Source organism: Sinomonas terricola (assembly GCF_034931225.1).
Lineage (GTDB): Bacteria > Actinomycetota > Actinomycetes > Actinomycetales > Micrococcaceae > Sinomonas > Sinomonas terricola.
Window position 1 is genome coordinate 42,397 of the sequence record NZ_JAYGGQ010000011.1, and the last position, 23,666, is coordinate 66,062.

A 23,666-nucleotide genomic window follows, 5' to 3' on the forward strand; every position below is an offset into this window, starting at 1 on the left:
CGCGCAGGCCGCATGCCGGGGTGATTGGACCCTGGACCACCGCTCTCGAATAATGTGCCGCATGAAGCGGGGGAAACGGCTTGCCGCGTGGTTGGGCGGCGCCGTCGTCGTTCTTGTCCTTGTTCTGGCGGGACTGAGGCTCTGGGACGTGCACCGCACGACGAACGACTGGGCGCTGTGGCCTCCCGCGGCGCCGTCGAAGGTGCAGTTCGCGGGCCGCGACTACGCGTGCGAGCCGGCGGCCAGCATGTCCCTGAATGGGTTGAGCGTTCGCGGCAAGACTGCCGGCGGTGCGGACATCTACGCGCCCGCGGTGGGCAGCGTCAGCGTCACGATTGTCGTCAAGGCCGACGACGGACTGCACGCGTGCGGCCTTCTGGGCGGCCCGTGACGGGGTTGATCGGGCGCGAAAGCGGAGCCCGTTCGCCTTCGGCAATACCGGGAATCGCGCCGCAACGGGCTTCGTTCGATATGTCGTGGGCGATGACGAAGTCCTGGACGCCTATTCCCAGGTGGTGACGAGTGTCGCGCGGCACCTCACGCCGCGCGTTGCCTCGGTGCGCACGGAGCGCGGTGCGGGCTCCGCCGTCGTGCTCACCGGCGAGGGGCACCTCGTGACGAACGCGCACGTCGTCGGCCGCTCCTCGCACGGCGAGGTGACGTTTGCGGACGGCATCGCCGGGCCCTTCGTCGTCGTCGGGCGGGATCCCCTCTCGGACCTCGCCGTCCTGCGGACCGGCCTCCCCGTACCGGAGCCGCCCGATTTCGGCAACGCCGACCAACTCCTCGTCGGCTCGCTCGTGGTCGCTGTCGGCAGTCCGCTCGGGCTCGAGGGCAGCGTCACGGCGGGCGTCGTGAGTGCGCTCGGGCGGTCGATGCCCGCGCGCGGACGCACCGCGTCCCGGCTCATCGAGGACGTCATCCAGACCGACGCCGCGCTCAACCCGGGCAACTCGGGGGGCGCGCTCGCGGACTCGCGCGGCCGCGTCGTCGGCATCAACACCGCGGTCGCGGGGATGGGCCTCGGGCTCGCGGTGCCCATCAATCCGACGACGCGCCGGATCCTCCACTCCCTCCGCGAGGACGGCCGGGTGCGGCGCGCGTACCTCGGGCTCGTGAGCGTCCCGACGCCGCTCAGCGAGCCGTGGGCTGCTCGCACCGGGCGACGGCGCGCGCTCCGCGTTGCGGAGGTCGTCGAAGGAAGCCCTGCTGCCATGAGCGGGATCCGGCCCGGCGACCTCATCCTCGCGATCAACGGCCACGCGCTCGCCGACGCGCAATCCCTGCAGAAGCAGATGTTCGACGACGCGATCGGCCGCCGCACCGAGATCACCGTCTTGCGCGGGGAGGCAATGGTCGACGTCGTCGCGGAGCCGACGGAGCTTGTCGACTAGGGTCTGAGCGGCCTACCGCGCCTCGCCCGCCCTCTCCTGGCCCTCCCAGGCCCGTGAGGTCCTCGAAACCAACTCTTTTCCTCCATCCCGTTGACTCCTGCAGTGTGACATGTACCATTGCACATATGATGTGACGCCGACCACACCGGCGCCACGCGGAACATCCGTTCCAGCTGGTCCACACAGGGAAGACGGTTATGACCCTTTCACCACCCGCGGATTCGAAGCTCGTGCCCCGTCTCGGCATCACGCTCGACAACATCTCGAAGCGCTATGGGGACCACGTGGTGCTCGACGACGTGTCCCTCCACGTCGAGCCCGGGACCGTGACCGCGCTCATCGGCCCGTCGGGTGCCGGCAAGAGCACGTTCCTGCGCTGCATCAACCTCCTCGAGCGCCCGGACGCGGGAACGATCCGTGTGGCCGGCCACACGATCGAGCCCGGCAAGGCGGTGAATGGCCGCGATCTCGCTGCGCTGCGGAGCACGGTCGGCATGGTCTTCCAGTCGTTCAACCTCTTCCCGCACATGACGGCGCTCAAGAACGTGAGCTTCCCGCAGCAGCGCGTCCTGGGACGCAGCAAAGAAGAGGCCGACGCGCGGTCGATGCAGCTTCTCGAGCGTGTGGGCCTCAAGGAGAAGGCCGGCCAGCACCCCGGGCGCTGCTCCGGCGGGCAGCAGCAGCGCATCGCGATCGCCCGGGCCCTCGCGCTCGACCCGAGCATCATGCTCTTCGACGAGCCGACGTCGGCCCTCGACCCCGAGGTGGGCCTCGAAGTCCTCTCCGTCATGCGCGAGCTCGCGGCGGATGGGATGACGATGGTCGTCGTCACCCACGAGATGCAGTTCGCGCGGGACGTCTCGGACACGCTCGTCGTCATGGCCGACTGCAAGATCATCGAACAGGGCGATCCGCGGGCCATCATGAGCGACCCGCAGGAAGCGCGCACGCGCCGCTTCCTGCGCGCGGTCCTGGAGCGGTGAGATGAACGCCCTCACCGCCGTCCTCGAGGGGCTCCCGCTCACGGTCGGCCTGACCCTCGCGGCCTTCGCGATCGGCCTCGTCGGCGCCGTCCCGCTCGCGCTCGGCCTGTCCTCGCCGGTTGTCCCCCTCCAGCTCGCGTGCCGCCTCTTCGTCGACCTCGTCCGTGGCGTGCCGATCATCGTGTGGCTGTTCCTGCTCAAGTTCGGCATCCAGATCGGCACGTTCAAGTTCAACCCCGTGGGCGCGGCGATCGTGGGCCTCGGCGTCGTCTCGGTCGCGTATCTCGCGGAGATCTACCGCGGCGGGCTGCAGGCCGTCCCGCGCGGCCAGCTCGAGGCGGCCCACGCGCTGGGGCTCCCGCGCGGCAGCACGTTCTTCCGCGTGATCGTCCCGCAGGCCTTCCGGATCGTCTCGCCTTCAATCGCGACGTACCTCGTGGGCCTCCTCAAGGATTCCTCGATCGCCTCGACCATCATCGTGGGCGAGATGGTCTTCCAGTCCCAGTCGTTCGCCCGGCAGCACCCGACGGTCGAAGGCATCCTGCCGTACATCATCGTCGGCGTCGTCTACATCGCCCTGAGCCTGCCGGTCGCCTACCTGTCCCGCACCCTCGATGCCCGCATGAGGAAGGTTGTGCACGTATGAGCTGGCTTGGAGCCTGGGCGGGCTACCTCCCGCAGATGATGTCCGGCCTCGGGGTGAGCCTCCTGATCGCGGCGATCTCGATCGTCGCCGGCTACCCGCTGGGCCTCGTCCTGAGCCTCATGGTCCAGGCGAAGAACCTCGCCGTGCGCACGCTCGGCCTCGCGATCGTCGAGGTGGGGCGCGGCGCCCCGGCCCTCGTGATCCTCTACCTGTTCTACTACGGGCTCCCGAAGTTCGGCATCGCGTTCGAGAGCATCACGGCCGCATGCCTCGCGCTCATCTGGAACGCCGCCGCCTACTCGTCCGAGATCATCCGCGCCGGCATCCAATCGGTGCCGCGCGGCCAGCTCGAGGCCTCGAACGCCCTGGGCCTCTCCCAGCGCGACTCCTTCTTCCGGGTCGTCATGCCGCAGGGCATGCGCTCGGCGATCCCGGGTCTCATGGGCGTCGCGATCCAGATGTTCCAGGGCACCTCGCTCGCCTACGCGATCGCCGTCCCCGAACTCATGAAGTCCGCGTACAACATCGGCAGCCAGGACTTCAACTACCTGCAGATCTTCACCCTCGCGGGCATCTGCTACGCCGTCATCTCGATGCCGGCGACGTGGATCACCGTGCTTTTTGAAAAGCGCATGGCCCGCCATGCGTGATGCCCGCCCGCCCGCCCCGGAACGCCGCATGGCCCGCCACGCATAACCCGCCCTACCGACCCCAACCCACCCACCTTTCCCAACCCACCCACCTTTCCCAACCCACCCGCCCTCCCCAACGAGAGGAACCCCTCCCATGAAGAACCACCACCTCAAGCGCTCCGGCGCGCTCGCCGTCGTCGTCCTCGCCGCCGGGCTGGGACTCACGGCGTGCGGCGGCTCGTCCACCGCGTCCCAGTCCAACTGCACTCCCAAGCACGAGGGCGTGCAGACGGTCTCGCAGGGCAAGCTCACGATCGGCGTCATCGACATCCCGCCGTTCAGCAGCTACAACAGCGGCAGCCCGACCGGCATCGACATCTCGATCGCGAACAAGATCGCCAAGGACGAGTGCCTCACCCCGGTCTACCAGCAGGCCACGTACGCGGACGCCGTCCAGTCGATCTCGGGCGGGAACATCGACCTCGCGGTCGGCACGATCGATGCGACGGAGAAGCGCCTCAAGGCCGTCGACTTCTCGGCCTCGACTTACCTCGACGGTATGGGCATCGCCTCGAAGTCCGGGGCGACCACCGTCGCAGACCTCGAGAAGATCGGCAAGGTCGGCACGATCGACGGCTACCTGTGGGTCGAGGACCTCAAGAAGATCCTCGGCGACAAGCTCGTCACCTACCCGAGCAGTGTCGAGCTCAAGGCCGACTTCGACGCGGGCCGCCTCCAGGCGGACGTCGACGCCTACGGTGTGCAGGTGCTCCAGTTCAAGGGCGCGCAGGGCGTGACCGTCTCCCTCGCGAACGACCACCCGGACCCCCGCGTCGGCGCCATCACCCAGGCGCCCGAGGCGGCGTTCCCGCTCACGAAGGGCAATGCGAACCTCAAGAAGGCGCTCGACGACGGCATTGCGGCTCAGCGCCAGGATGGCACCATCGCGAGGCTGCTCACCGATGCCGGCCTCTCGGCGGGCCTCGGCAAGGTCGCGGCCAAGCAGTACGTCGTCCCCGCTAGCTAACCCCCAGACTGTTGCCGGGGCGAAAGTCCCGGCAACACCATCCTCCTGTGCAATGTCACATGGTAAGATCAAGGCGTGAGGCAGGTCACAGCGTGACCGTCGCCTCTATCGAAAGGACCCAACATGACCGCAAACCGCAAGCCCTGGCACGGCGTTCTCGTCGCGACCGCGCTCCCGTTCCATGAGGACCTGAGCGTCGACTTCGACGCGTACGCCGAGCACGTCCGCTTCCTCGCGGGGGCAGGGTGCGACGGCGTCGCGCCGAACGGCTCGCTCGGCGAGTACCAGGCCCTGAGCGACGCAGAGCGCGCCCGCGTCATCACGACGGCGGTCGAGGCCGCCCCCGAGGGCTTCACCGTCATGGCCGGCGCCGGCGCGTACAGCGGACTCCAGGCCCAGCGCTGGGCCGAGCAGGCCGCCGAAGCCGGCGCGCACGCGCTCATGCTCCTCCCACCGAACGCGTACCGCGCGAACGAGGAGGAGGTCGTGGACCACTACCGTCGTGTGGCTTCCGTGGGCCTCCCGATCGTCGCGTACAACAACCCGATCGACACGAAGGTTGACCTCACGCCGCGCCTCATCGCGCGCCTCTACTCCGAGGGCTTCATCGTCGGCGTCAAGGAGTTCACGGGGGACGTGCGCCGGGCGTACGAGATCAGCGAGCTCGCCCCCGGGCTCGACCTCCTCATCGGCTCGGACGACACCGTGGTCGAGATGGGCCTCGCCGGAGCCGTGGGCTGGGTCGCGGGCTACCCGAACGCAATCCCGGAGTCCACGATCGAGCTCTACCGCCTCTCGACGTCGGGCAACGTGGCCGATCTCGAGCGGGCTCGCGAGATCTACCGCGACCTCCACTCGCTCCTCCGCTGGGACTCGAAGACCGAGTTCGTCCAGGCGATCAAGCTCTCGATGGACATCGTTGGCCTCAAGGGCGGTGGCTGCCGCCCGCCGCGCGGGCCGCTCGCCCCCGAGACCCGTGAGGCGATCATTCGCGACACCGAGGCGGTTCTCGCTAAGGGCTACAAGTAACCACACGTCATCGATTGCTCCATAACTGTCGTTATGAGCGTCCAAAACGACAGTTGTGGAGCACTCGATCCTCCCGACCAGGAGAGCAGCATGAGAACGAGCCGCATCTTCCACGCCGTGGACTCCCACACGGAGGGCATGCCGACGCGCGTCATCACGGGCGGCGTCGGGACGATCCCCGGGGCGAGCATGGCCGAACGCCGCCTGTGGTTCATGGAGCACAGCGACTGGATCCGCACGCTCCTCATGTACGAACCGCGCGGGCACGCGTCGATGAGCGGAGCGATCCTCCAGCCGTCGACGCGGCCCGACGCCGACTTCGGCGTCCTCTACATCGAGGTCTCGGGGCTCCTGCCCATGTGCGGCCACGGGACGATCGGCGTCGCGACGGTGCTCGTCGAGACGGGGATGGTCGAGGTGGTCGAGCCGGTCACGACGGTGCGGCTCGACACCCCGGCCGGTCTCGTGATTGCGGAAGTGGCGGTCAAGGACGGCCACGCCGAATCCGTGACGATCCGCAACGTGCCCTCGTTCGTGGATCGGCTCGACGCGTCCGTCGAGGTCCCCGGCTACGGCAGCATCCAGTACGACCTCGCCTTCGGGGGCAACTTCTACGCGATCGTGGACCTCGACGGGCTCGGCCTGCCCTTCGAACGGAAGCGCAAAGACGAACTGCTCAAGGCCGGCCTCGCCGTCATGGACGCGATCAACGCCGCCGACGAGCCCGTGCACCCCGAACGCGACGACATCCGCGGGTGCCACCACGTGTACCTCAAGGCGCCGGGCTCGACGGCGCAGCACTCGCGCCATGCGATGGCCATCTACCCGGGCTGGTTCGACCGCTCGCCGTGCGGCACGGGCACAAGCGCGCGCATGGCCCAGCTCCACGCGCGCGGCGAACTGGCCCTCAACGCGGACTTCGTCAACGAGTCCTACATCGGCTCGCGCTTCATCGGCCGCCTCGTCGAAGAGACCGAGGTCGCCGGTCGGCCCGCCGTTGTCCCCACGGTCACGGGCCGCGCGTGGGTCACGGGCACGGCGCAGTACTTCCTCGATCCGACCGATCCGTTCCCCGCGGGATTCCTGCTGTGACCGCGACGGAGATCGCAGCCACGGGACTCCCGTACTTCGACGCCGCGGCTGTGCGCGCGGCGGCTCCATGGACGACGGCGGTCGCGGCCCTCGAGCGCGCCCTCCTCGACGGTGTGGACCCGGAGGAGGATAGCCCGCGCCTGTTCAGCCCCGCGCCGGGCGGCGAGTTTCTCATCATGCCCGCGGCCGGCCGCGCGTACAGCGGGGTCAAGGCGCTCACGGTCGCGCCGGGGAACCCGGCCCGCGGGCTCGAGAAGATCCAGGGCGTCTACGTGCTCGTGGACTCGGACACGTTGGCCCCGCTTGCCGTCATGGACGGCACTGAACTCACGGCCATCCGCACCCCCGCGACGACGCTCCTCGCCGTGACGCACATCCTCGCCGCGGCGCCCGGCGGCGCGGGGGTTCCCGACAGTGCTCCCGCGGCGCCGCACGTCCTGGTCTTCGGCGCCGGCGTCCAGGCCTTCAACCACGTCCGCGCGGCGCACGCTCTCCTGCCCGGGTCGAGTTTCGCCGTCGTCGGCCGTCGTTCGGAACGCGCCCGCGAGCTCGTGGCGACGCTTGCCGCGGAAGGCATCGCCGTCCGCGAGGGGAGCGTCGCCGAGGTGCCGCACTCCGACGTCATCCTGTGCACGACGTCGTCGCGCACCCCGCTGTTCGACGGCGCGCTCGTCGCCCCGCACGCGGTGGTCGCCGCCGTCGGCCAGCACGGTCTCGACGCGCGCGAGGTGGACGCGACGCTCGTGCGGCGCAGCGACGTCGTCGTCGAAGGGCGCGCCTCGGCGCTCCGCGAGGCCGGGGACCTCATCCCGGCCCGCAGCGCCGAGGAGTGGCAGGAGGTCCGCCCCGCCAACCTCCGCGACCTCGTGCGCGGCGGCTTCGAGCGGACGCCGGGCCGCCCCGCGCTCTACTGCGGCGTGGGCATGGCCTGGGAGGACCTCGTCACGGCGGCCTTGGTGTATGAAGGGGGCACGAAACAATGACGCCCGCCCAAGGAGTGTCCGCCGTGTCCACGAGCCACAACCTTCCCATCGCCCCGCTCGGCCCGCAGCGCAGCCTGCGCGAATCCGTGACGGAATCCCTTCGCGCCGCGATCATCGCCGGCACGCTCGAGGAGGGAACCCTGTACTCGGCGCCCGCCCTCGGGGCCGCGTTCGGCGTCTCCGCAACGCCCGTGCGCGAGGCCATGATGGACCTCGCGCGCGAGGGGCTCGTCGAGACCGTGAAGAACAAGGGCTTCCGCGTGACTCGCATGAGCGATCGCGAACTCGACGAGATCACCGAGATCCGGCTCCTCATCGAGCCGCCCGTCGTGGGCGGCATCGCCGGGGCGATCCCGCCCTCCGGGTATCCGGTGCTCCGGGCGCTCGCGGACACGATCGTCGCCGCCGCACGCGAGGGCGACCTCGCCGCGTACCTCGCCGCGGACCGCGACTTCCACGCCGAAGTCCTGCGCTACGGCGGCAACGGGCAGCTCGTCGACCTCGCGACGAGCCTCCGCATGAAGACCCGCATGTACGGGCTCAAGTCCCTGAGCGAGTCCCACCGCCTCGCCGATTCGGCGGAGGAGCACCACGAGCTCCTCGACCTCCTCGAGGCGGGCGACGGCGAGGCGGCCCTCGCGCTCATGCGTCGCCACATTGGCCACGCGCGCGGCCTGTGGGCCACGGGCGAGCAGGAACCACCCGAGGAGAGCCCGTGAACGTCCCGTCCGGTGCCGGCGTCAGTGACGTGGTCGTCATCGGCGCGGGCGTCATCGGCGCCGCGACCGCGTACTTCGCCGCCCAGCGGGGCCTGAGCGTCGTGGTGCTCGACAAGGGGCTCCCCGCGAGCGGGACCTCCTCCGCGTGCGAGGGAAACATTCTCGTCTCGGACAAGGAGCTCGGCCCCGAGCTCGAGCTCACGCGCTACTCGCTCGGCGTGTGGCATGGGGACCTCGCCGAGCACCGGCACCTGTGGGAATTCGAGCGCAAGGGCGGCATCATCGTCGCGTCGCGCGAGAGCAGCCTCGTCTCGCTGAGCCGGGTCATGGCGGCCCAATCCGGGTTCGGTGTGCAGGTTGAGGAGCTCGACGCCGACGCGCTGCGCGCCCTCGAGCCCAACATCTCCCGCGAAGCCCTCGGCGGCGCGTACTACCCCGAGGACTGCCAGGTCCAGCCCATGCTCGTCGCCGCCCACCTCGTGCGGCTCGCCGTCGCAGCCGGGGCCACCTTCCACGCCGACACTCCCGTGACCGGGTTCCTCCGCTCGGGCGGCCGGATCACCGGCGTGCGGACCGCGCGCGGCGACTTCTCGGCGTCGTCCGTCGTCAACTGCGCCGGCACGTGGGCCGGGGAGCTCGCGGCACTCGCCGGAGTGGAGGTGCCGGTCATGCCGCGCCGCGGCTTCGTCATGGTCACCGAGCCGCTTCCGCCCATGGTCCACCACAAGGTCTACGCGGCCGAATACATCGACAACGTCGGGAGCTCGGACGCGGGGCTGCAGGCCTCGCCGGTCGTCGAGGGGACGCCGAGCGGAACGATCCTGATTGGCTCGACGCGCGAACGCGTGGGCTTCGACCGGACCGTGAGCACGGAAGCTCTGCGGACCTTGGCGCGCAACGCCGTCGGGCTCTTTCCCTTCCTCGCCGACGTGAAGGTGATCCGGCACTACCACGGCTTCCGACCGTATTGCCCGGACCACCTCCCCGTCATCGGGCATGACGAGCGCACGCCAGGCCTGTGGCACGCTGCCGGCCACGAGGGCGCAGGCATCGGCCTGTCCGTCGGCACCGGCAAGCTCCTCGCCCAGGCCCTCGCGGGCCGCGAAACGGACCTCGACCTCGCCCCCTTCGCCCCGGCGCGCTTCGGCCGCGCCGCCACTCCCGACCAGCCCCGTGAGGAGGCCACCGCATGAGTACGTTGACGTTCAATGGCGAGCCGCTCGAGGCCGGCCCAGGCCAGACCGTCGGTGCCGCGCTCATGGCCAGCGGCATCCCCGCATGGCGCACGACGCGCCAGGGCGGTCGCCCGCGCGGCCTGTTCTGCGGGATCGGCGTGTGCTTCGACTGCCTCGTGACGGTCGACGGCGCCGCGAACCAGCGCGCGTGCCTCGTCGAGGTGCGCGAGGGCATGCGCGTCGAAGGCAGCGGTTCGGTTCACGGGCCGGCCTCGGGAGCCGAGGCGTGAGCGCCGTGCGGGCGGACGTTGCCGTCGTCGGGGCGGGGCCCGCGGGGCTCGCCGCCGCGGTGGCGGCGGCCGAGGCGGGGGCGAGCGTCGTCGTCGTCGACTCCGCGGCCCAGCCCGGCGGGCAATACTGGCGCCACCGGCCCGAGCACGCTGTCGCCGCCGACGGCCGCGGGCACCACGACTGGGGCGTTTACCTCGATCTGCGGGCACGCTTCGACGCCGCGCGCGCCGCGGGGCGAATCGCCTATCTGCCCGGCCGCCAGGTCTGGATGGCACAGAAGGACGACGACGGCTTCACCCTCCGCACGACGCCTACCGTGGCGCTGGCCCCCTCCGTTTCCGCGTCCCCCGCCGCGCCGCCGTCACTTTCGCAGGGTGATCGCGCCGAAACGTGGCCACGGGTTGGGCGAGACGTGGCCACGCGTTCTCCAGGGACGCGTGGCCAGATTTCGCACGACGCGTGGCCAGCTCCGTCCCGCCCTGCGTCGGAGACCGCGCAAGCGGGAGGCGGCACGACGGTCGTCGCGTCCCGCCTCGTCCTGTGCCCCGGCGGCTACGACCGCCAGCTCCCCGTGCCCGGTTGGGACCTTCCCGGCGTCATGGCCGCGGGCGGGATCCAGGCGTTTATCAAGGCCAACGGCGTGCTGCCGGGACGGCGCTTCGTCGTCGCGGGCACCGGCCCGTTCCTCCTCCCCGTCGCGGCGAACATCGCCGAGGCGGGCGGGACGGTCGTCGCGGTGCTCGAATCGTCGTCGCCCGTCGCGTGGTTTCCGCATCTCGGCGCGGCGGCCGGGGTACCGGGGAAGGCCCTCGAAGGCGTCGGCTACGCCGCGGTGTTCGCGCGCCACCGCATCCCGTACCGGGCCCGCAGCGTCGTGACCGAGGTCCTCGGCGAGGACCGGGCCGCCGGCGTGCGCTGGGCCCGGGTTGACGCCGCGGGCCGCGTCCGGCCGGCGAGCGACCGCGTGATCGAGGACGTCGACGTGGTCGGCTTCGGCTGGGGATTCACGCCCCAGCTCGAACTGCCGGTCTCGCTCGGCGCCGCGACGCGGGTCGACGCGGACGGGTCCCTCGTCGCCGTCGTCGACGCGCGGCAGGAATCGAGCGTTCCGGGTCTCTTCCTCGCGGGCGAGGTCACGGGCGTGGGCGGAGCGGCGCTCGCCGTCCTCGAGGGGCGCGCCGCGGGGGCCGCGGCCGCACGGGCCGGCGATTCGTCGCGAGCCCGTCCGTCGTCGGCCACAGCCACAGGCGAGGCGCCGGTCCTATCCTCGCCCGACGCCGCCCGGGTCGCGCGCTACCGGCACTTCGCCGAGGCGATGCACAGCGCCCACCCCGTCCCGGACGCGTGGCACGAGTGGCTCACGCCCGAGACGACGGTGTGCCGCTGCGAGGAGGTGACCGCGGGCCAGATCGCCGAGGCCCGCGACACCCTCGGCGCCGCCGACGCACGCTCTCTCAAGTCCTTCACGCGCGCCGGAATGGGCTGGTGCCAGGGCCGCGTCTGCGGCTTCGCGGCGTCGTGCCTCGGCGCGGGAGGCGGCGCCCATCCGAGCGAGGCCTCCCTCGCGGCCTCGGCGAAGCGCCCGCTCGCGGCTCCCGTGAGCGTCGGCGAGCTCGCCGCCCTCGAACCCTCCGACCACTGACTCCCCACGCGTCGCCGCCGACGCGAGCCAACCAGACCACCACGAAAGGAACGCTGGCATGAGTGCTGTCCCGCCCGCTCCCACCACGCCCGCTCCCACCACGCCCGCCGCCACCACGCCCGCCGCCGCCACGAGCGCCGCCGAGCTCGAAGCCCTCCTCGCCGCCGCTCACGGCGCCGCCCGGCCCCTCGCGGCCCTCCGCCCCGCCGAGCGCGCGCGCCTCCTCGACGCCGTCGCCGACGCGCTCGACGCCGCCGCGGACGAGCTCGTGCCGATCGCCCAGGCCGAGACCCACCTCGCCGAGGGTCGTCTCCGCGGGGAGCTCAAGCGCACGACGTTCCAGCTGCGCCTGTTCGGCGAACTCCTGCGCGACGGCGGCTACCTTGACGCGCGCATCGACCATGCCGACCCCGAGTGGCCCATGGGCGCCCCCCGCCCCGACCTGCGGCGCGTGCGCGTGCCGGTCGGCCCGGTTCTCGTGTTCGCGGCGAGCAACTTCCCGTTCGCGTTCTCGGTCGCGGGCGGGGACACGGCGTCCGCGCTCGCAGCGGGGTGCCCCGTGCTGCTCAAGGCGCATTCGGGCCACCTCGAGCTCTCGCGCCGCACGGGCGCCGTCGTCGCGGAGGCGCTTGCCGAGGCGGGCGCACCGGAGGGGACGTTCGCCGTCGTCGCCGGGACCGCTGCCGGCGCCGCTGCGCTCCGCGACCCCCGGATCGCGGCGGGCGCGTTCACCGGGTCCATCCCGGGCGGGCGCGCGCTCTTCGACATCGCGTCATCCCGCCCGGACCCGATCCCGTTCTACGGCGAGCTCGGGAGCAACAATCCCGTGTTCGTGACCGAGGCCGCGGCCGCCTCCCGCGGGGGCGAGATCGCACGGGGCTTCGTCGGATCGTTCACGCTCGGCGCGGGGCAGTTCTGCACGAAGCCAGGAACGCTCGTCGTGCCAGCCGGTTCCGTCGTGGTCGAGGCGCTCCGTGAGGCGGCCCTCCCGCCCGCCGCCGCGCTGCTCAACGAGCGCATCCAGAAGGGGTACGCCGAGGTGCTCGAGGGGTTTGCCGCGAATCCGCGGCTCGACGTCCTCGTCCAAGGCCCGTCGCCGCTCGCCGACCCCCCGAGCCCGACCCTCCTCGTCGCCACCGCGGCGGACATGCTCGCCGAGCCCCACGCGCTGCAGGCCGAATGCTTCGGGCCCACCGCCGTCGTCGTCACGTACGACGACGAGGCCCAGCTCGTGACGCTCGCCGAGACCTTCGAGGGCCAGCTCACGGCGACGATCCACGGAACGGACACGTGCGACGTCGCGTCCCTCGTCGAGGTGCTGTCCCGCAAGGCCGGGCGGGTGCTGTGGAACGAGTGGCCCACCGGGGTCTCGGTCACGTATGCGCAGCAGCACGGTGGCCCGTATCCCGCGACGACCGCGGCCGGCACGACGTCGGTGGGCACCGCCGCGATCGAGCGCTTCGTGCGGCCCGTCGCGTACCAGGGGTTCCCGCAGCACCTCCTGCCCGAGGCCCTGCGAGAGGACAACCCGCTCGGCGTCCCGCGGCTCGTCGACGGCGTGCGGGAACACTAGGGAACGCAGTCCCCTTCTCGCAGTGAAGTTCGCTCGTGCGGGACTTCGCCGCGAGAAGGGGACTGCCGTCTGGGGCGTGCCCGCCGTCAGACGGTGCTGCGCCCTCGGATGAAGTGAATGATGATCGAGATGAGCGCGAGCACGAGCAGGATGTGGATGAACCATCCAATGTTGCCGATGAAGCCGAGCAGCCAGAGCACGAACAGGATGATGGCGATCCAGAGCAGCATGTTGGCCTCCTAGGGTCGATGCAGACCGCCTGGAATTACCCCTGCACGCGAGGTTCAAACCCGGCCCGCGCGGCGCCGGGCCCCAGGAGCCTACAGCGCCACCGTCCCGCGGACTCCGACCACGGTGTCCCCGCCCACCCACACGTCCGTGCCATCCGAGGAGACGCGCACCAGTCCGCGCCGCCCGAGCGCCGTGCCCTGCCGGGCGACGTACGACGACGGCGCGCGCCCGCTTCCGATGAGCCACTGGGCGAGTCCCGCGTTGAGGCTCCCCGTGACCGGGTCCTCGGGGACGTCGAGGCTCGGTGCGAAGCCCCGCACCTCGAAATCGGCCCCTGAGGCGCGCGCTTCCGAGCCCTCGGGGAAGGGCCCGACGACACCCACGAGATACCTGCCCATCGCCGCAAGATCCGGCCGCAGCGCCAGCACCGTCTCGGCGTCGCGCACGAGGACCCCGACCCAGCCGGGGCCGTTGTCCACCCAGGCCGCGTCGACGACGTCATCCGCCCCGAGCCCGAGCGAGGCCACGACGGCGGCGAGCTCCGCCGCCTCGACGGGCCCCGAGCGCCGCAGTGGGGGAGCCGCGAAGGCGAGCCGCCCGCCGTCGTCCGCCAGCGTCACGAGGCCCACGCCGCACTCCTGGACGATCTGGCCACCCGCGGCCGGCACGCCGCCCGCCTCGAGCCACGCCCGCGCGGAGCCGAGCGTCGGGTGCCCAGCGAACGGGATCTCGCCGCCGGGCGTGAAGATGCGGAGGCGGTAGTCGGCCTCGGGCTGGGTGGGCGGGAGGAGGTACGTGGTCTCGGAGAGGTTGGTCCAGCGCGCGAACGCGGCCATGTCCTCGGTCGAGAGGCCCTCGGCGTCGTGCACGACCGCCACGGGGTTCCCGCGCAGGAACTCGGACGTGAAGACGTCAACCTGGCTGAACGGTCGGGTCACAGCAGCTCAACCCCGTCCTCGAGCTCGAGCGTGCGCTTCTCGGCGAGGCCCGTGAGGGCGGCGCGGACGTGCTGCGCGCCGTGCTCGCCGAAGTGGGATTCGAAGTCCTCGACCGCGAGGAACTTCCACTCCGTGAGCTCTTCCTCCTGGAGCCTCACGGGGGCGCTCGCGGGGAGGAGTCCGCCGTCGTACAGGAACGAGAGGCCGTCGCCGATCGGGTCGGGGAAGGCCGAATGGGCGATGAGGAGGAGCGCGCCCGGCTCGATGTCGAGCCCGAGTTCCTCGCGCCCTTCGCGGCGGGCGGCCGTGCGCGGCGCCTCGCCGGGATCCACGGTGCCGCCGGGGAGGAGCCAGCCCTCCTTGTAGTTCGGCTTGACGACGAGCACGCGCCCCTCATCGTCGCGGATCACGAGGCCGGCCGCGACGCGGCGGCGCGGCAGCGTGCGGAAGTACTCCCGGCTGACCGGGCTCAGGGACTCCATAGCTTCGAGCGTACCCGCGGTACGGTGGCCGCGTGAGCTACCTCCGCCCCGCGCCTATGGCGCTCGCCCACCGGGGCTTCTCCCTCGGCGGGCTCGAGAACACGCTCACGGCTTTTCGCGCCGCGTGGGACCTCGGGTTCACGCACCTCGAAACGGACGTCCACGCGACGGCCGACGGCGTGCTCGTCGCCTTCCACGACGAGACGCTCGACCGCGTCACGGACCGCTCCGGCCGGATCTCGAGGCTCCCGTGGGCCGAGGTTGCGCGGGCGAGGATCGGCGGGGCCGAGCGCGTGCTGCGCTTCGAGGAGCTCGCGGAGGCGCTCCCCGACGCGTGCTTCAACGTCGACGTCAAGGCGAGTCCCGCCGTCGCCCCCTTCGCGGACGCCATCGAGCGCCTTCGCCTGCATGACCGCGTGCTCGTGGCCTCCTTCTCGGACGCACGACGGCGCGCGGTCCTCGCGCGGCTCTCGCGCCCGGTCGCGGCGTCGGCGGGGACGAGGACGACGGCGCTGCTCGCCTTCGGCGCCCCGGCTGTCCCGGCGGGCGTGCTGCGGCGGTTCCTGCACGACGTCGACTGCTTCCAGGTCCCCGAGGGGCAAGGGCGGCTGCCGGTCGTGACGCCCGCGTTCCTCGCCCGGTCGCACGCCCTCGGCAAGCAGGTCCACGTGTGGACGGTCAACGAGGCCGCGGACATGAGCCGGCTCCTTGACCTCGGCGTCGACGGCCTCGTGACCGATCGGGCCGACGTGCTCCGTGGCGTCCTCGAGGCCCGCGGGGCGTGGCCGCCCGCGTAGGCGCCGCGGTCAAGGGGAATCCCCTCGGAGTTTTCCACGAGTTCCCCGTGAACTCGGCAAAGCCCAGCCGAAATCTCAGAGAACTCTCTCGTTCTGGCAGGTGCCGCGGGCGCCGGAACGGAGAACCATGAAGACCAGCACGAAGCGCGCGGCTGCCGCTGTGCTCGGCGCGGCTTTGGCCGCGACCGGTGTCGCGACTGCGGCTGCCGCGACGGCCGCCGTGGCCGCGCCCGCGGCATCCATGTCAGACGCAGATCGCGCCGACCATCCTCCGCGAGCTCGGACTCGACGTGAACGCCCTCGAGGCGGTCAAGCTCGAGGGGACCCAGGTCCTTCCGCAGCACTGACGCCGTCGTTCGCGGTACCCCCACCGCACCCCGCCGCGCTCAGTCCTCGTCGGCCTGGGACGCGACGGCGCGCTCGATCCGCCGGTCCGGGACGATCCAGATCGCCGCGACGGCCACGTAGGCGGCCACCGCGATCCACACCGAGAGGAAGGCCCCCGCGCACCCAACGACGTAGATCGCGAGCGACCACTTTCCCTTCGCGTCGTTCTGGATCGCGCGCGCGAGGGTGCTGTCGGCGCCCTGAAGCCGGATCAGCCGGGCCTGGAGGATCGAGTAGGCGATCGCGGAACCGAGCAGATTGAGTCCATAGATGAGCACCGGCAGGGTGCTGAGGCTGCTTTCGTCCATCCACCTCGTGGTGAAGGGGACGAGCGAGAGCCAGAACAGCAGGTTGAGGTTTGCCCACAGCGCCCCGCCGTCCACGCGCTTGGTCAGGTGCATGAGGTGGTGGTGGTTGGTCCAGTAGATCCCGACGTAGATGAAGCTCAGCACATACGTCAGAAGGGTCGGGAGGACTTCGAGGACGCCATGCAGGTCGGGGGCGTCGGGCACCTTCAGCTCGAGCACCATGATCGTGATCGCAATGGCCAGAACTCCGTCACTGAACGCCTCTACCCGGTTGGTCTCCACGGTCACATTGAAACACTCAGCGCTCCCGGGGCGCGGCTGGCAGGATGGTCGAATGCGCATTCTCATCGCCCCGGACAAGTTCAAGGGCTCCCTCACCGCGGCCGAGGCCGCCGATGCGATGGCCGAGGGCGCCCTCCGCGTCTACCCGGACGCCGAGGTCACGCGGGTGCCGATTGCCGACGGCGGCGAGGGCACCCTCGAGGCGGCCGTCGCCGCGGGCTTCGACGAGCGCAACAACGCGGTGGTCGGGCCCATCCTGCGGCCGGTCGGCGCGTCGTGGGCCCTCAAGGGCACGACGGCGGTCATCGAGACCGCGCAGTCCTCGGGCCTCGCGCTCCTCGACGCCGAGCCCACCGCCGAAGCGTCTCGCCGCGCCCATTCGTACGGCGCGGGCCAGCTGATCGCCGCGGCCCTCGACGCCGGCGCGACCGAGATCGTGCTCGGCCTCGGCGGCTCCGCGATGACCGACGGCGGCTCGGGCGCCCTCCGCGCGCTCGGCCTCAAGCCCCTCGACGCCGCGGGCAACGTCGTCCCGCTCGGCGGTGCCGCACTCGCCGACGTCGTCTCGGTCGACGCCTCGGCGCTCGACCCGCGGCTCGCGCACACGCGGTTCCGCATCGCCGTCGACGTCCGCAACCCGCTGTACGGCCCCGACGGGGCGGCGCACGTCTTCGGCCCGCAGAAGGGCGCCGACCCCGACGCGGTCGGAGCGCTCGACGCCGGCCTCCGCACGTGGGCGCGCATTCTCGCCGAGGCGACAGGGCGCGATGTCGACGTCCCCGGCTCCGGCGCGGCGGGCGGCTTCCCCGCGGCGTTCCTTGCGTTCACGGACGCGGAGCTCGAGAGCGGCTTCGAGCTCGTCGCGGACCTCGTGGGCCTCGACGCGAAGCTCGACGGCACCGATCTCGTCATCACGGGCGAGGGTTCTCTCGACGGCCAGTCGCTCACGGGCAAGGCGCCGATTGCGCTCGCGGATCGGGCCCGGGATCGGGGAATCCCGGTCGTGGCCGTGGCGGGCCGCATCCTCGCAACGCCCGAAGAACTCGCCGAGCACGGGATCGAGATCGCGGGCGCCCTCGTGGACCTCGCGCCGAGCCCGGCCGACGCGATGGCCGACGGCGCGGGCTACGTCCGCCGCGCGGTCGCGGAGCTGCTCGCGGGCGCCTAACCGCCCCGGCTCCACCGCCCCCCACGCGTGGCCACCTCTCGCCCACGCGTGGCCACCTCCCGCCCACGCGTGGCCACCTCCCGCCCACGCGTGGCCACCTCTCGCCCACGCGTGGCCACCTCTCACCCAGGGAAGACAGCTTGTCGCTCATGAGACGCACTCAGCCCGTCTCTTCGACCTCGAGCCGTCTCCCCGGCGGCGCCGAGTCTTCGTCGCCGGTCTGCGGCGAGGCCGCGCGGCCGCCCTATCGCTGCGCCGTCACCTCGTCGCTGGCACCTCTGGCCGCCGGGCCCGCCAGCCCGCCACGAACCAGCACGCCGTGGCCAACACCGCCGCGGCGAGCGTCACGACGCCGAGGGCTGTTGCGTCGTGCTCGCCGCCGAGGCCCACGAGAGGCGCAGCGATCCCGCCGAACGCGAAGCGGGTGAGCCCGAGGAGCGACGACGCCGTGCCAGCGATATCGCGGTAGTGCGAGAGGGCGAGCGACGTCGATGGCGGCGCCGTCATCGCCATGCCCGAGACCATCGTGAAGAGGGAGACGATGACGGCGATGAGCGCGAGATGAAGGACCGCGGTCACGAGAAGGAAGCCCGCCCCGACCACGCCCATGACGAGCCCGACCACGAGCGTCCCCCTTTCCGACCAGCGCTCGGAAAGGCGCCCTGAGATGAACCCGAACACCATGTAGCCGAGCGAGTTGAGGCCGAACGCGAACGCGTACTCCTGCGGCGACAGGCCATAGATCCCCTGGAGCACGAACGTCGCGCCGGCGAGATACGCGAAAATGACGGCGCCCGCAAACCCGGTCACGAGGAGCGAGGCGACGAACATCCGGTCCGTGAGCAGCCGCGCGAAGCTGCGGAGGGTGTGCGAGAGGCTCCCGGGAGACCGGAGTTCTGCGGGAAGCGTCTCGTCGAAGATGAGGCCGGAGGCCGCGAGGATCCCGACCCCGACGACGGAGAGGAAGACGAACGTTCCCCGCCAGTCGGTGAACGCGGCGAGCTGCCCGCCGATCACGGGGCCGATGATCGCTGCGAGCCCGCCGAGCACGGCAAGGCGCCCGTAGTAGCGCACGAGCTTGCCGCCCGAGTACAGGTCGCGGCCCGCCGCCTGCGCGATCACGATCCCCACCGACCCCGCGAGGCCCTGGACGAGGCGCGCCCCGATGAGAGTCTCAATCGACGGACTGGCCGCACACAGGGCCGAGGCGGCGACATAGGCGACCACCCCGACGAGGAGCGGGCGCCGGCGGCCGAACCGGTCCGAGAGTGGCCCCGCCACGATCTGGCCGAACGCAAGCCCGAGGAGGCATGCGGAGACGGTGAGCTGCGCCGTCGACGTCCCGGCGTGGAGGTCCGCGGTGAGCGCGGGCAGCACGGGGAGGTAGAGGTCCATCGAGATAGGGCCGAAAGCGGTGAGCAGCCCGAGGACGACGGCGAGCGGGCGGCTCACGGCGCGCTGGGTCGGGTTCGGTGGGGCTTGGGTGGTGGCCACGGTGGTCCTGTCGTTCGAGGTGTGGTCCCAGCACACCAGAGCGCGAGCGGGCGGGGGAGGGCCCTGTCGTTGCAGGTACTGCCAGTACCTCCCTCGGCGCGCGAGACCACCCACGTAGGGATCGCGGTCACGGACGTCGGATGGGGCTCGTTACACGCGCTCGGTCTCCGGCTCCCGGACCGTCCCGCGCCAACGGGCGAGCGCCGTCATGCCGTGGTAGACGAGGAGCGCGGCGGCGGAGCCGAGGGCGATCCCCGCAAAGCTCAACTGGCCGACGTTCCACGTGTAGTCGGCGATCCCGACAATGAGCGCAACCGCCGCCGTCGTGATGTTGATCTGGTTCGAGAAGTTCACGCGGCCCTGGACCCAGATCTTGACGCCGAGCACCCCGATCATGCCGTAAAGCATCGTGGCAGCTCCGCCCAGGACGCCCTGCGGGACGGTCGCAATGAGCTCGCCGAACTTCGGCGAGAAGCTCAGCACGAGCGCGCAGAGCCCCGCGACCCAGTAGGCCGCCGTCGAATACACCTTGGTGGCCGCCATGACGCCGATGTTCTCGGCGTACGTCGTCGTGCCGGAGCCCCCGCCGAGGCCCGCGAGGACGGTCGCGGCGCCGTCGGCCATCAGCGCACGCCCGGCCACGCCGTCGAGGTTCTGGCCTGTCATGGCGGAGACGCTCTTGACGTGCCCCACGTTCTCGGCCACGAGCACGAGGACCACCGGAACGAAGAGCCCGAGGACGCCCAGGTGGAACTCGGGCGTCTGGAAGTGGGGGAGGCCGATCCAGGCCGCGGCATTGACCTTCGAGAAGTCCACCTCTCCCCGCGCCACCGCGACGACGTACCCGATCACCACGCCGATGAGGATGCTCAGCCTGCCCAGGATCCCGCGGAACAGGACGCTTACGAGGATGATCGCCACGAGCGTCACGAGGGCGGTGACCGGCGCCGCGACGAAGTTCTGCTTCGCTGCCGGGGCGAGGTTCAGGCCGATGAGCGCGACGATCGAGCCGGTCACCACGGGCGGCATCACGATGTTGATCCAGTGGGCGCCAAACTTCTGCACGACCGCGCCGACGAGCGCGAGCGCGACCCCCGCCGCGACCACCCCGCCGAGCGCACCCCCGACCCCGAACTGCTGCTGCGACGCGAGGATCGGGGCGATGAACGCGAACGACGAGCCGAGGTAGCTGGGCACTCTGCCCTGGGTCACGACGAGGAAGAGGAGGGTGCCGATGCCCGAGAAGAAGAGCGTCGTGGCGGGCGGCATATGCGTGAGGATCGGCACGAGGAACGTCGCGCCGAACATCGCGACGACGTGCTGGAGCCCGACGCCGATCGTGATGGGCCAGGCGAGCCGCTCGTTCGGTGCGACGACCTTGCCCGGGCGGACCGAGCGGCCGTCGCCATGGAGCTTCCATCTGGTGCCGAGCAGGCTCATGCGCATGCCTTTCGAGTGGTGGCGGCTATCAGCACGCATCCTACTCAGGGGTACCGACATTGCTCGGCGGCCCTCGGGCGCCCGCAGGAAGACCTGTGGCGAATCTCACCATTCAAACCGGAAGGAGAGCGGACGACGGCGGGTTGTCACCTCTGAGCGCGACGGACGGAACCGCCGCACCACGCCATTTGATGCACGAGGAGATCCGCATGAGCATCGCCCACGAAGAAGCTGCCCTGGACGCCACGGCCGTCGACGCCCTGTTCGTCGAGGCCCGCACGGCGAATTCGTTCACTGGCGAGGTGACGGAGGCGCAGGCACAGGCCATCTACGAGCTCACGAAGTTCGGCCCGACGGCGTTCAACAACCAGCCGCTCCGCATTACGTACGTCCGTTCGCCCGAGGCCCGCGAGCGTCTCGTCGCGCACCTGAGCCCCGGCAACCAGGAGAAGACGCGCAGGGCCCCGCTCGTCGCGCTCCTCGCGTTTGACACCGAGTGGCACGAGAAGTGGCCTGAGTTCCTTCCGGTGGCCCTCCGCGCCAAGGCCATGTTCGACGGCGACGAGTCCCTCCGCTACGGGACCGGCCGTGACAACGCGCACCTTCAGGCCGGCTACTTCATCCTCGCCGTCCGGGCGCTTGGTTTCGCGGCAGGCCCGATGACGGGCGCGGACTTCGACGCGATCGACGCCGAGTTCTTCCCCGAGGGCGGCCGCAGGAGCTTCCTCGTGGTCAACATCGGCCTTCCCGCCGCCGACGCGTTCGGCCCCGCGAAGACGAAGTTCGCGTTCGAGGACGTCGTCGAGACCCTCTAAGCCGTCCGGTCGTGGTCACCTTCCGCGGTGCGCCCCGTCCGGTGGTCACCACCCGTGGGTGCCACCCGCCGAATGTGACCCTTCGAACGCACGAAGGTGACCGCGCTCATATGCTTAGCCAAGCTAATGAGCTAAGCTAAGCATCGATGATGCCGCAGACCCCTGAACCCGCAAGACACGCGCCCCGAAGCCAGCCCGAGGCACCCGACCTCGACGACCTCGCCGTCGAACTCCGCATCGCCGTCATGCGCACGGCCCGAGTCCTGCGTACGCAGGCGAGCAGCGACGCCGTGACCTCGGGGCAGACGACCGTCCTCGGCCTCCTCGCTAAGCGCGGGCCCCAGACCATGCGGCAGCTCGCCGAGGCCGAGCGGGTCCAGGCGCCGAGCATGACGCGCACGGTCAACGCGCTCGCGGCCCAGGGTCTCGTGACGCGGACGGACAACCCCACCGACGGGCGGCAGGTCGTCGTCGAACTCGCGGACGAGGGCCGGGCCGTGCTCGAGGAGTCGCGCCGCCTCCGGTCCGCTTGGCTTGCGAGCCGGCTCGAGGACCTGTCCGAGGCCGACCGGGCCACGATGCACCGCGCTGCCGAGATCCTCGTGGAGATGTGCGCCCGGTGAGCAAGACGTTCAAAGCACTCCGCCATCCGAACTATCGCCTGTGGGCTGCAGGCGCCCTCGTCTCCAACATCGGCACGTGGATGCAGCGCGTGGCCCAAGACTGGCTCGTCCTGACTCAGCTCACGCAGCATGATGCGGCCGCTGTCGGCGTCACGACCGGCCTCCAGTTCCTCCCGATCATCGTGCTCGGGCCTTACGCGGGCGTCCTCGGGGACCGGCTCGACAAGCGCAAGCTGCTCATGGGAACCCAATCGGCGATGGGCGCCCTTGGCCTCCTTCAGGCCGTCCTCGTGCTCTCGGGCACCGCCCAGCTATGGGAGGTCTATGCGATTGCGCTCGGCCTCGGCGTGGCGAGTGCGATCGACGCGCCCCCGCGTCAGGCCTTCGTCTCGGAGCTCGTGGGCCGCGCCGACGTGCCGAACGCCGTTGCCCTCAACAGCGCGTCCTTCAATCTGGCCCGACTCGCGGGGCCGGGCATCGCCGGCGTGCTCATCGGCCTCGTGGGCACGGGCTGGGTCTTCCTGCTCAACGCCGTGACCTTCGCGGCGGTCCTCACGTCGCTCACGCGGCTGCGCACGGACCTTCTTCAGCGCACGCCTCCCGTGCCGCGCGGGAAGCATCAGATCCGCGAGGGCATCCGCTATGTGCGCGATCAGCCGCGGATCCTGCTCATCATGGCCATGGCCGCCCTCGTCGGGACGTTCACACTCAACTTCCAGGTCACGAACGCGCTCATGGCAGCGGACGTCTTCCGCACGGGTCCGGATGCGTATGGGCTCCTCGGGTCCGTCATGGCGGTGGGCACGCTCGCGGGCGCCCTTCTCGCGGCTCGGCGGAAGACGGCGCGCATGGGCCTCCTCGTGGCCGCCGCGGTCCTGCTCGGCCTCGCCACAATCGTCGCGGCGGCCATGCCCGGCTACGTCTGGTTCGCCCTCGCGCTCGTGCCCGTGGGCCTCGCGGCGATCACGTTCCTCAACCTGTGCAACACGATCGTCCAGCTCAGCACGGAGGCTCAGTTCCGCGGGCGCGTGCTCGCGCTCTACATGGCCGTCATCCAGGGCGGGACTCCGATCGGTGCGCCGCTCGTGGGCTGGATCGCGAACGCGGCGGGGCCGCGGTGGTCCGTGGCCGCCGGGGGCCTGGCGGCATTGACCGCGGGCGTGCTTGGCGTCGTGGCGCTGAGCCGCCGCGGCGAGGGCACGTTCCGCGATCAGCTGCGGGCGGCGTGGGCGACGCGACGTACGACGACGGCGACCGGCACCGTTCCCGTCGCGCCGTCACCCCGGCAGCACGAGGTCCGTGCGGAAACCACGGCGCAGCCCGCCGGTCCGCTCGCGTCCGATCCGCGCGTGCGGCCTGCGGGCGACTGCCGCGCGTCGCGGGATGGCAGCCGGCCGCGGACCGCGGTGGTCCAGAGGAACGCCACGGGAAGCATCCCGCGTGTCGTCGGGCCCCGGCTGCCGGGGCCGGTGGAGTCCGGCCATAAGCGCAGCTGACGCTGCCGCCTGATTCTGC

The 23,666-nt window shown here is 71.3% G+C and carries 26 protein-coding genes; 19 read left to right on the top strand and 7 right to left on the bottom strand.

All coding sequences use genetic code 11. The features are described from left to right. Positions 1-61 precede the first annotated feature (61 nt). The 14 genes from SPF06_RS14150 to SPF06_RS14215 all read left to right on the top strand — a co-directional run bounded on the left by SPF06_RS14150 (position 62) and on the right by SPF06_RS14215 (position 13,186). The gene (locus tag SPF06_RS14150; RefSeq protein WP_323279761.1) at positions 62-391 is read left to right on the top strand and encodes a hypothetical protein; all 330 of its coding nucleotides are present in this window, start codon (positions 62-64) and stop codon (positions 389-391) included. An 85-nt stretch (positions 392-476) separates the two neighbouring features. Continuing rightward, on the top strand, positions 477-1,394 hold the full coding sequence (locus SPF06_RS14155; protein WP_323279762.1) for a S1C family serine protease: 918 nt from the start codon (positions 477-479) through the stop codon (positions 1,392-1,394). 197 nt (positions 1,395-1,591) lie between these two features. Continuing rightward, complete coding sequence (locus SPF06_RS14160; protein WP_323279763.1) at positions 1,592-2,377, top strand: amino acid ABC transporter ATP-binding protein; 786 nt, start codon at positions 1,592-1,594, stop codon at positions 2,375-2,377. 1 nt (position 2,378) lies between these two features. Next, entirely contained in the window at positions 2,379-3,023 is a 645-nt protein-coding gene (locus SPF06_RS14165) for an amino acid ABC transporter permease (protein WP_323279764.1), read from the top strand. Then, positions 3,020-3,673 (top strand): amino acid ABC transporter permease, encoded by a 654-nt coding sequence (locus SPF06_RS14170; RefSeq protein WP_323279765.1) that lies wholly within the window; start codon positions 3,020-3,022, stop codon positions 3,671-3,673. Before SPF06_RS14165 ends, SPF06_RS14170 begins: the two co-directional genes overlap by 4 nt. 136 nt (positions 3,674-3,809) lie before the next feature. Next, entirely contained in the window at positions 3,810-4,682 is an 873-nt protein-coding gene (locus SPF06_RS14175) for a substrate-binding periplasmic protein (protein ID WP_323279766.1), read from the top strand. Positions 4,683-4,805: 123 nt separating this feature from the next. After that, positions 4,806-5,711 carry a dihydrodipicolinate synthase family protein gene (locus SPF06_RS14180; protein ID WP_323279767.1) on the top strand — a complete coding sequence of 302 codons (906 nt, stop codon included), beginning with the start codon at positions 4,806-4,808 and terminating at the stop codon, positions 5,709-5,711. A 90-nt stretch (positions 5,712-5,801) separates the two neighbouring features. After that, positions 5,802-6,803, top strand: coding sequence for a proline racemase family protein (locus SPF06_RS14185; protein WP_323279768.1), 1,002 nt, complete (start codon positions 5,802-5,804; stop codon positions 6,801-6,803). Next, entirely contained in the window at positions 6,800-7,786 is a 987-nt protein-coding gene (locus SPF06_RS14190) for an ornithine cyclodeaminase family protein (RefSeq protein WP_323279769.1), read from the top strand. The genes SPF06_RS14185 and SPF06_RS14190 overlap by 4 nt, the downstream gene beginning before the upstream one ends. A gap of 23 nt (positions 7,787-7,809) precedes the next feature. After that, on the top strand, positions 7,810-8,505 hold the full coding sequence (locus SPF06_RS14195) for a GntR family transcriptional regulator (protein WP_323279770.1): 696 nt from the start codon (positions 7,810-7,812) through the stop codon (positions 8,503-8,505). Then, positions 8,502-9,698 carry an NAD(P)/FAD-dependent oxidoreductase gene (locus tag SPF06_RS14200; protein ID WP_323279771.1) on the top strand — a complete coding sequence of 399 codons (1,197 nt, stop codon included), beginning with the start codon at positions 8,502-8,504 and terminating at the stop codon, positions 9,696-9,698. Before SPF06_RS14195 ends, SPF06_RS14200 begins: the two co-directional genes overlap by 4 nt. Next, positions 9,695-9,970: a (2Fe-2S)-binding protein gene (locus SPF06_RS14205; RefSeq protein ID WP_323279772.1), complete on the top strand. Its 276-nt coding sequence runs from the start codon at positions 9,695-9,697 to the stop codon at positions 9,968-9,970. Before SPF06_RS14200 ends, SPF06_RS14205 begins: the two co-directional genes overlap by 4 nt. Beyond that, complete coding sequence (locus tag SPF06_RS14210; RefSeq protein WP_323279773.1) at positions 9,967-11,613, top strand: FAD/NAD(P)-dependent oxidoreductase; 1,647 nt, start codon at positions 9,967-9,969, stop codon at positions 11,611-11,613. Before SPF06_RS14205 ends, SPF06_RS14210 begins: the two co-directional genes overlap by 4 nt. 58 nt (positions 11,614-11,671) lie before the next feature. Beyond that, entirely contained in the window at positions 11,672-13,186 is a 1,515-nt protein-coding gene (locus tag SPF06_RS14215) for an aldehyde dehydrogenase (NADP(+)) (protein ID WP_323279774.1), read from the top strand. An 86-nt stretch (positions 13,187-13,272) separates the two neighbouring features. Here SPF06_RS14215 and SPF06_RS14220 read toward each other — a convergent pair whose 3' ends face one another. The 3 genes from SPF06_RS14220 to SPF06_RS14230 all read right to left on the bottom strand — a co-directional run bounded on the left by SPF06_RS14220 (position 13,273) and on the right by SPF06_RS14230 (position 14,837). After that, a complete protein-coding gene (locus SPF06_RS14220; RefSeq protein WP_323279775.1) occupies positions 13,273-13,416 on the bottom strand; it encodes a lmo0937 family membrane protein in 144 nt (47 codons plus the stop codon). Positions 13,417-13,506: 90 nt separating this feature from the next. Beyond that, positions 13,507-14,355 (bottom strand): PhzF family phenazine biosynthesis protein, encoded by an 849-nt coding sequence (locus SPF06_RS14225; protein ID WP_323279776.1) that lies wholly within the window; start codon positions 14,353-14,355, stop codon positions 13,507-13,509. Then, entirely contained in the window at positions 14,352-14,837 is a 486-nt protein-coding gene (locus SPF06_RS14230) for an NUDIX hydrolase (protein ID WP_323279777.1), read from the bottom strand. The genes SPF06_RS14225 and SPF06_RS14230 overlap by 4 nt, the downstream gene beginning before the upstream one ends. Before the next feature lie 56 nt (positions 14,838-14,893). Between SPF06_RS14230 and SPF06_RS14235 the strand changes: the two genes are divergently transcribed. Next, positions 14,894-15,634 carry a glycerophosphodiester phosphodiesterase family protein gene (locus SPF06_RS14235; RefSeq protein ID WP_323279911.1) on the top strand — a complete coding sequence of 247 codons (741 nt, stop codon included), beginning with the start codon at positions 14,894-14,896 and terminating at the stop codon, positions 15,632-15,634. Between the two features lie 75 nt (positions 15,635-15,709). Here the strand turns inward: SPF06_RS14235 and SPF06_RS14240 are convergent, their stop codons facing one another. Together SPF06_RS14240 and SPF06_RS14245 are read right to left on the bottom strand one after the other, a co-directional pair. Then, positions 15,710-15,877, bottom strand: coding sequence for a hypothetical protein (locus SPF06_RS14240; RefSeq protein ID WP_323279778.1), 168 nt, complete (start codon positions 15,875-15,877; stop codon positions 15,710-15,712). Between the two features lie 143 nt (positions 15,878-16,020). Continuing rightward, positions 16,021-16,611, bottom strand: coding sequence for a TMEM175 family protein (locus SPF06_RS14245; protein ID WP_323279779.1), 591 nt, complete (start codon positions 16,609-16,611; stop codon positions 16,021-16,023). 52 nt (positions 16,612-16,663) lie between these two features. On the opposite strand from SPF06_RS14245, the gene SPF06_RS14250 reads away from it, so the two are divergent. Then, a complete protein-coding gene (locus SPF06_RS14250; protein WP_323279780.1) occupies positions 16,664-17,779 on the top strand; it encodes a glycerate kinase in 1,116 nt (371 codons plus the stop codon). A gap of 258 nt (positions 17,780-18,037) precedes the next feature. Here the strand turns inward: SPF06_RS14250 and SPF06_RS14255 are convergent, their stop codons facing one another. After that, positions 18,038-19,273 carry a multidrug effflux MFS transporter gene (locus tag SPF06_RS14255; RefSeq protein WP_323279781.1) on the bottom strand — a complete coding sequence of 412 codons (1,236 nt, stop codon included), beginning with the start codon at positions 19,271-19,273 and terminating at the stop codon, positions 18,038-18,040. A 150-nt stretch (positions 19,274-19,423) separates the two neighbouring features. Next, on the bottom strand, positions 19,424-20,713 hold the full coding sequence (locus SPF06_RS14260; protein WP_323279782.1) for a uracil-xanthine permease family protein: 1,290 nt from the start codon (positions 20,711-20,713) through the stop codon (positions 19,424-19,426). A 209-nt stretch (positions 20,714-20,922) separates the two neighbouring features. Between SPF06_RS14260 and SPF06_RS14265 the strand changes: the two genes are divergently transcribed. From SPF06_RS14265 to SPF06_RS14275, 3 genes are all read left to right on the top strand, one after another. Further along, complete coding sequence (locus tag SPF06_RS14265; protein ID WP_323279783.1) at positions 20,923-21,528, top strand: malonic semialdehyde reductase; 606 nt, start codon at positions 20,923-20,925, stop codon at positions 21,526-21,528. Positions 21,529-21,674: 146 nt separating this feature from the next. Then, positions 21,675-22,151, top strand: a complete 477-nt coding sequence (locus SPF06_RS14270; RefSeq protein WP_323279784.1) for a MarR family winged helix-turn-helix transcriptional regulator — start codon at positions 21,675-21,677, stop codon at positions 22,149-22,151. After that, complete coding sequence (locus tag SPF06_RS14275) at positions 22,148-23,647, top strand: MFS transporter (protein WP_323279785.1); 1,500 nt, start codon at positions 22,148-22,150, stop codon at positions 23,645-23,647. The genes SPF06_RS14270 and SPF06_RS14275 overlap by 4 nt, the downstream gene beginning before the upstream one ends. The last annotated feature ends 19 nt before the right edge of the window (positions 23,648-23,666 follow it).

Bases quoted from the DNA above. Each gene is read 5' to 3' on its own strand.
- SPF06_RS14170 (WP_323279765.1), top strand. From the start codon at position 3,020: ATGAGCTGGCTTGGAGCCTGGGCGGGCTACCTCCCGCAGATGATGTCC.
- SPF06_RS14220 (WP_323279775.1), bottom strand. From the start codon at position 13,416: ATGCTGCTCTGGATCGCCATCATCCTGTTCGTGCTCTGGCTGCTCGGC.
- SPF06_RS14230 (WP_323279777.1), bottom strand. From the start codon at position 14,837: ATGGAGTCCCTGAGCCCGGTCAGCCGGGAGTACTTCCGCACGCTGCCG.
- SPF06_RS14250 (WP_323279780.1), top strand. From the start codon at position 16,664: ATGCGCATTCTCATCGCCCCGGACAAGTTCAAGGGCTCCCTCACCGCG.
- SPF06_RS14240 (WP_323279778.1), bottom strand. From the start codon at position 15,877: ATGGATGCCGCGGGCGCGGCCACGGCGGCCGTCGCGGCAGCCGCAGTC.
- SPF06_RS14165 (WP_323279764.1), top strand. From the start codon at position 2,379: ATGAACGCCCTCACCGCCGTCCTCGAGGGGCTCCCGCTCACGGTCGGC.
- SPF06_RS14235 (WP_323279911.1), top strand. From the start codon at position 14,894: ATGGCGCTCGCCCACCGGGGCTTCTCCCTCGGCGGGCTCGAGAACACG.
- SPF06_RS14215 (WP_323279774.1), top strand. From the start codon at position 11,672: ATGAGTGCTGTCCCGCCCGCTCCCACCACGCCCGCTCCCACCACGCCC.
- SPF06_RS14185 (WP_323279768.1), top strand. From the start codon at position 5,802: ATGAGAACGAGCCGCATCTTCCACGCCGTGGACTCCCACACGGAGGGC.
- SPF06_RS14175 (WP_323279766.1), top strand. From the start codon at position 3,810: ATGAAGAACCACCACCTCAAGCGCTCCGGCGCGCTCGCCGTCGTCGTC.
- SPF06_RS14270 (WP_323279784.1), top strand. From the start codon at position 21,675: ATGATGCCGCAGACCCCTGAACCCGCAAGACACGCGCCCCGAAGCCAG.
- SPF06_RS14150 (WP_323279761.1), top strand. From the start codon at position 62: ATGAAGCGGGGGAAACGGCTTGCCGCGTGGTTGGGCGGCGCCGTCGTC.
- SPF06_RS14205 (WP_323279772.1), top strand. From the start codon at position 9,695: ATGAGTACGTTGACGTTCAATGGCGAGCCGCTCGAGGCCGGCCCAGGC.
- SPF06_RS14260 (WP_323279782.1), bottom strand. From the start codon at position 20,713: ATGAGCCTGCTCGGCACCAGATGGAAGCTCCATGGCGACGGCCGCTCG.
- SPF06_RS14160 (WP_323279763.1), top strand. From the start codon at position 1,592: ATGACCCTTTCACCACCCGCGGATTCGAAGCTCGTGCCCCGTCTCGGC.
- SPF06_RS14180 (WP_323279767.1), top strand. From the start codon at position 4,806: ATGACCGCAAACCGCAAGCCCTGGCACGGCGTTCTCGTCGCGACCGCG.
- SPF06_RS14265 (WP_323279783.1), top strand. From the start codon at position 20,923: ATGAGCATCGCCCACGAAGAAGCTGCCCTGGACGCCACGGCCGTCGAC.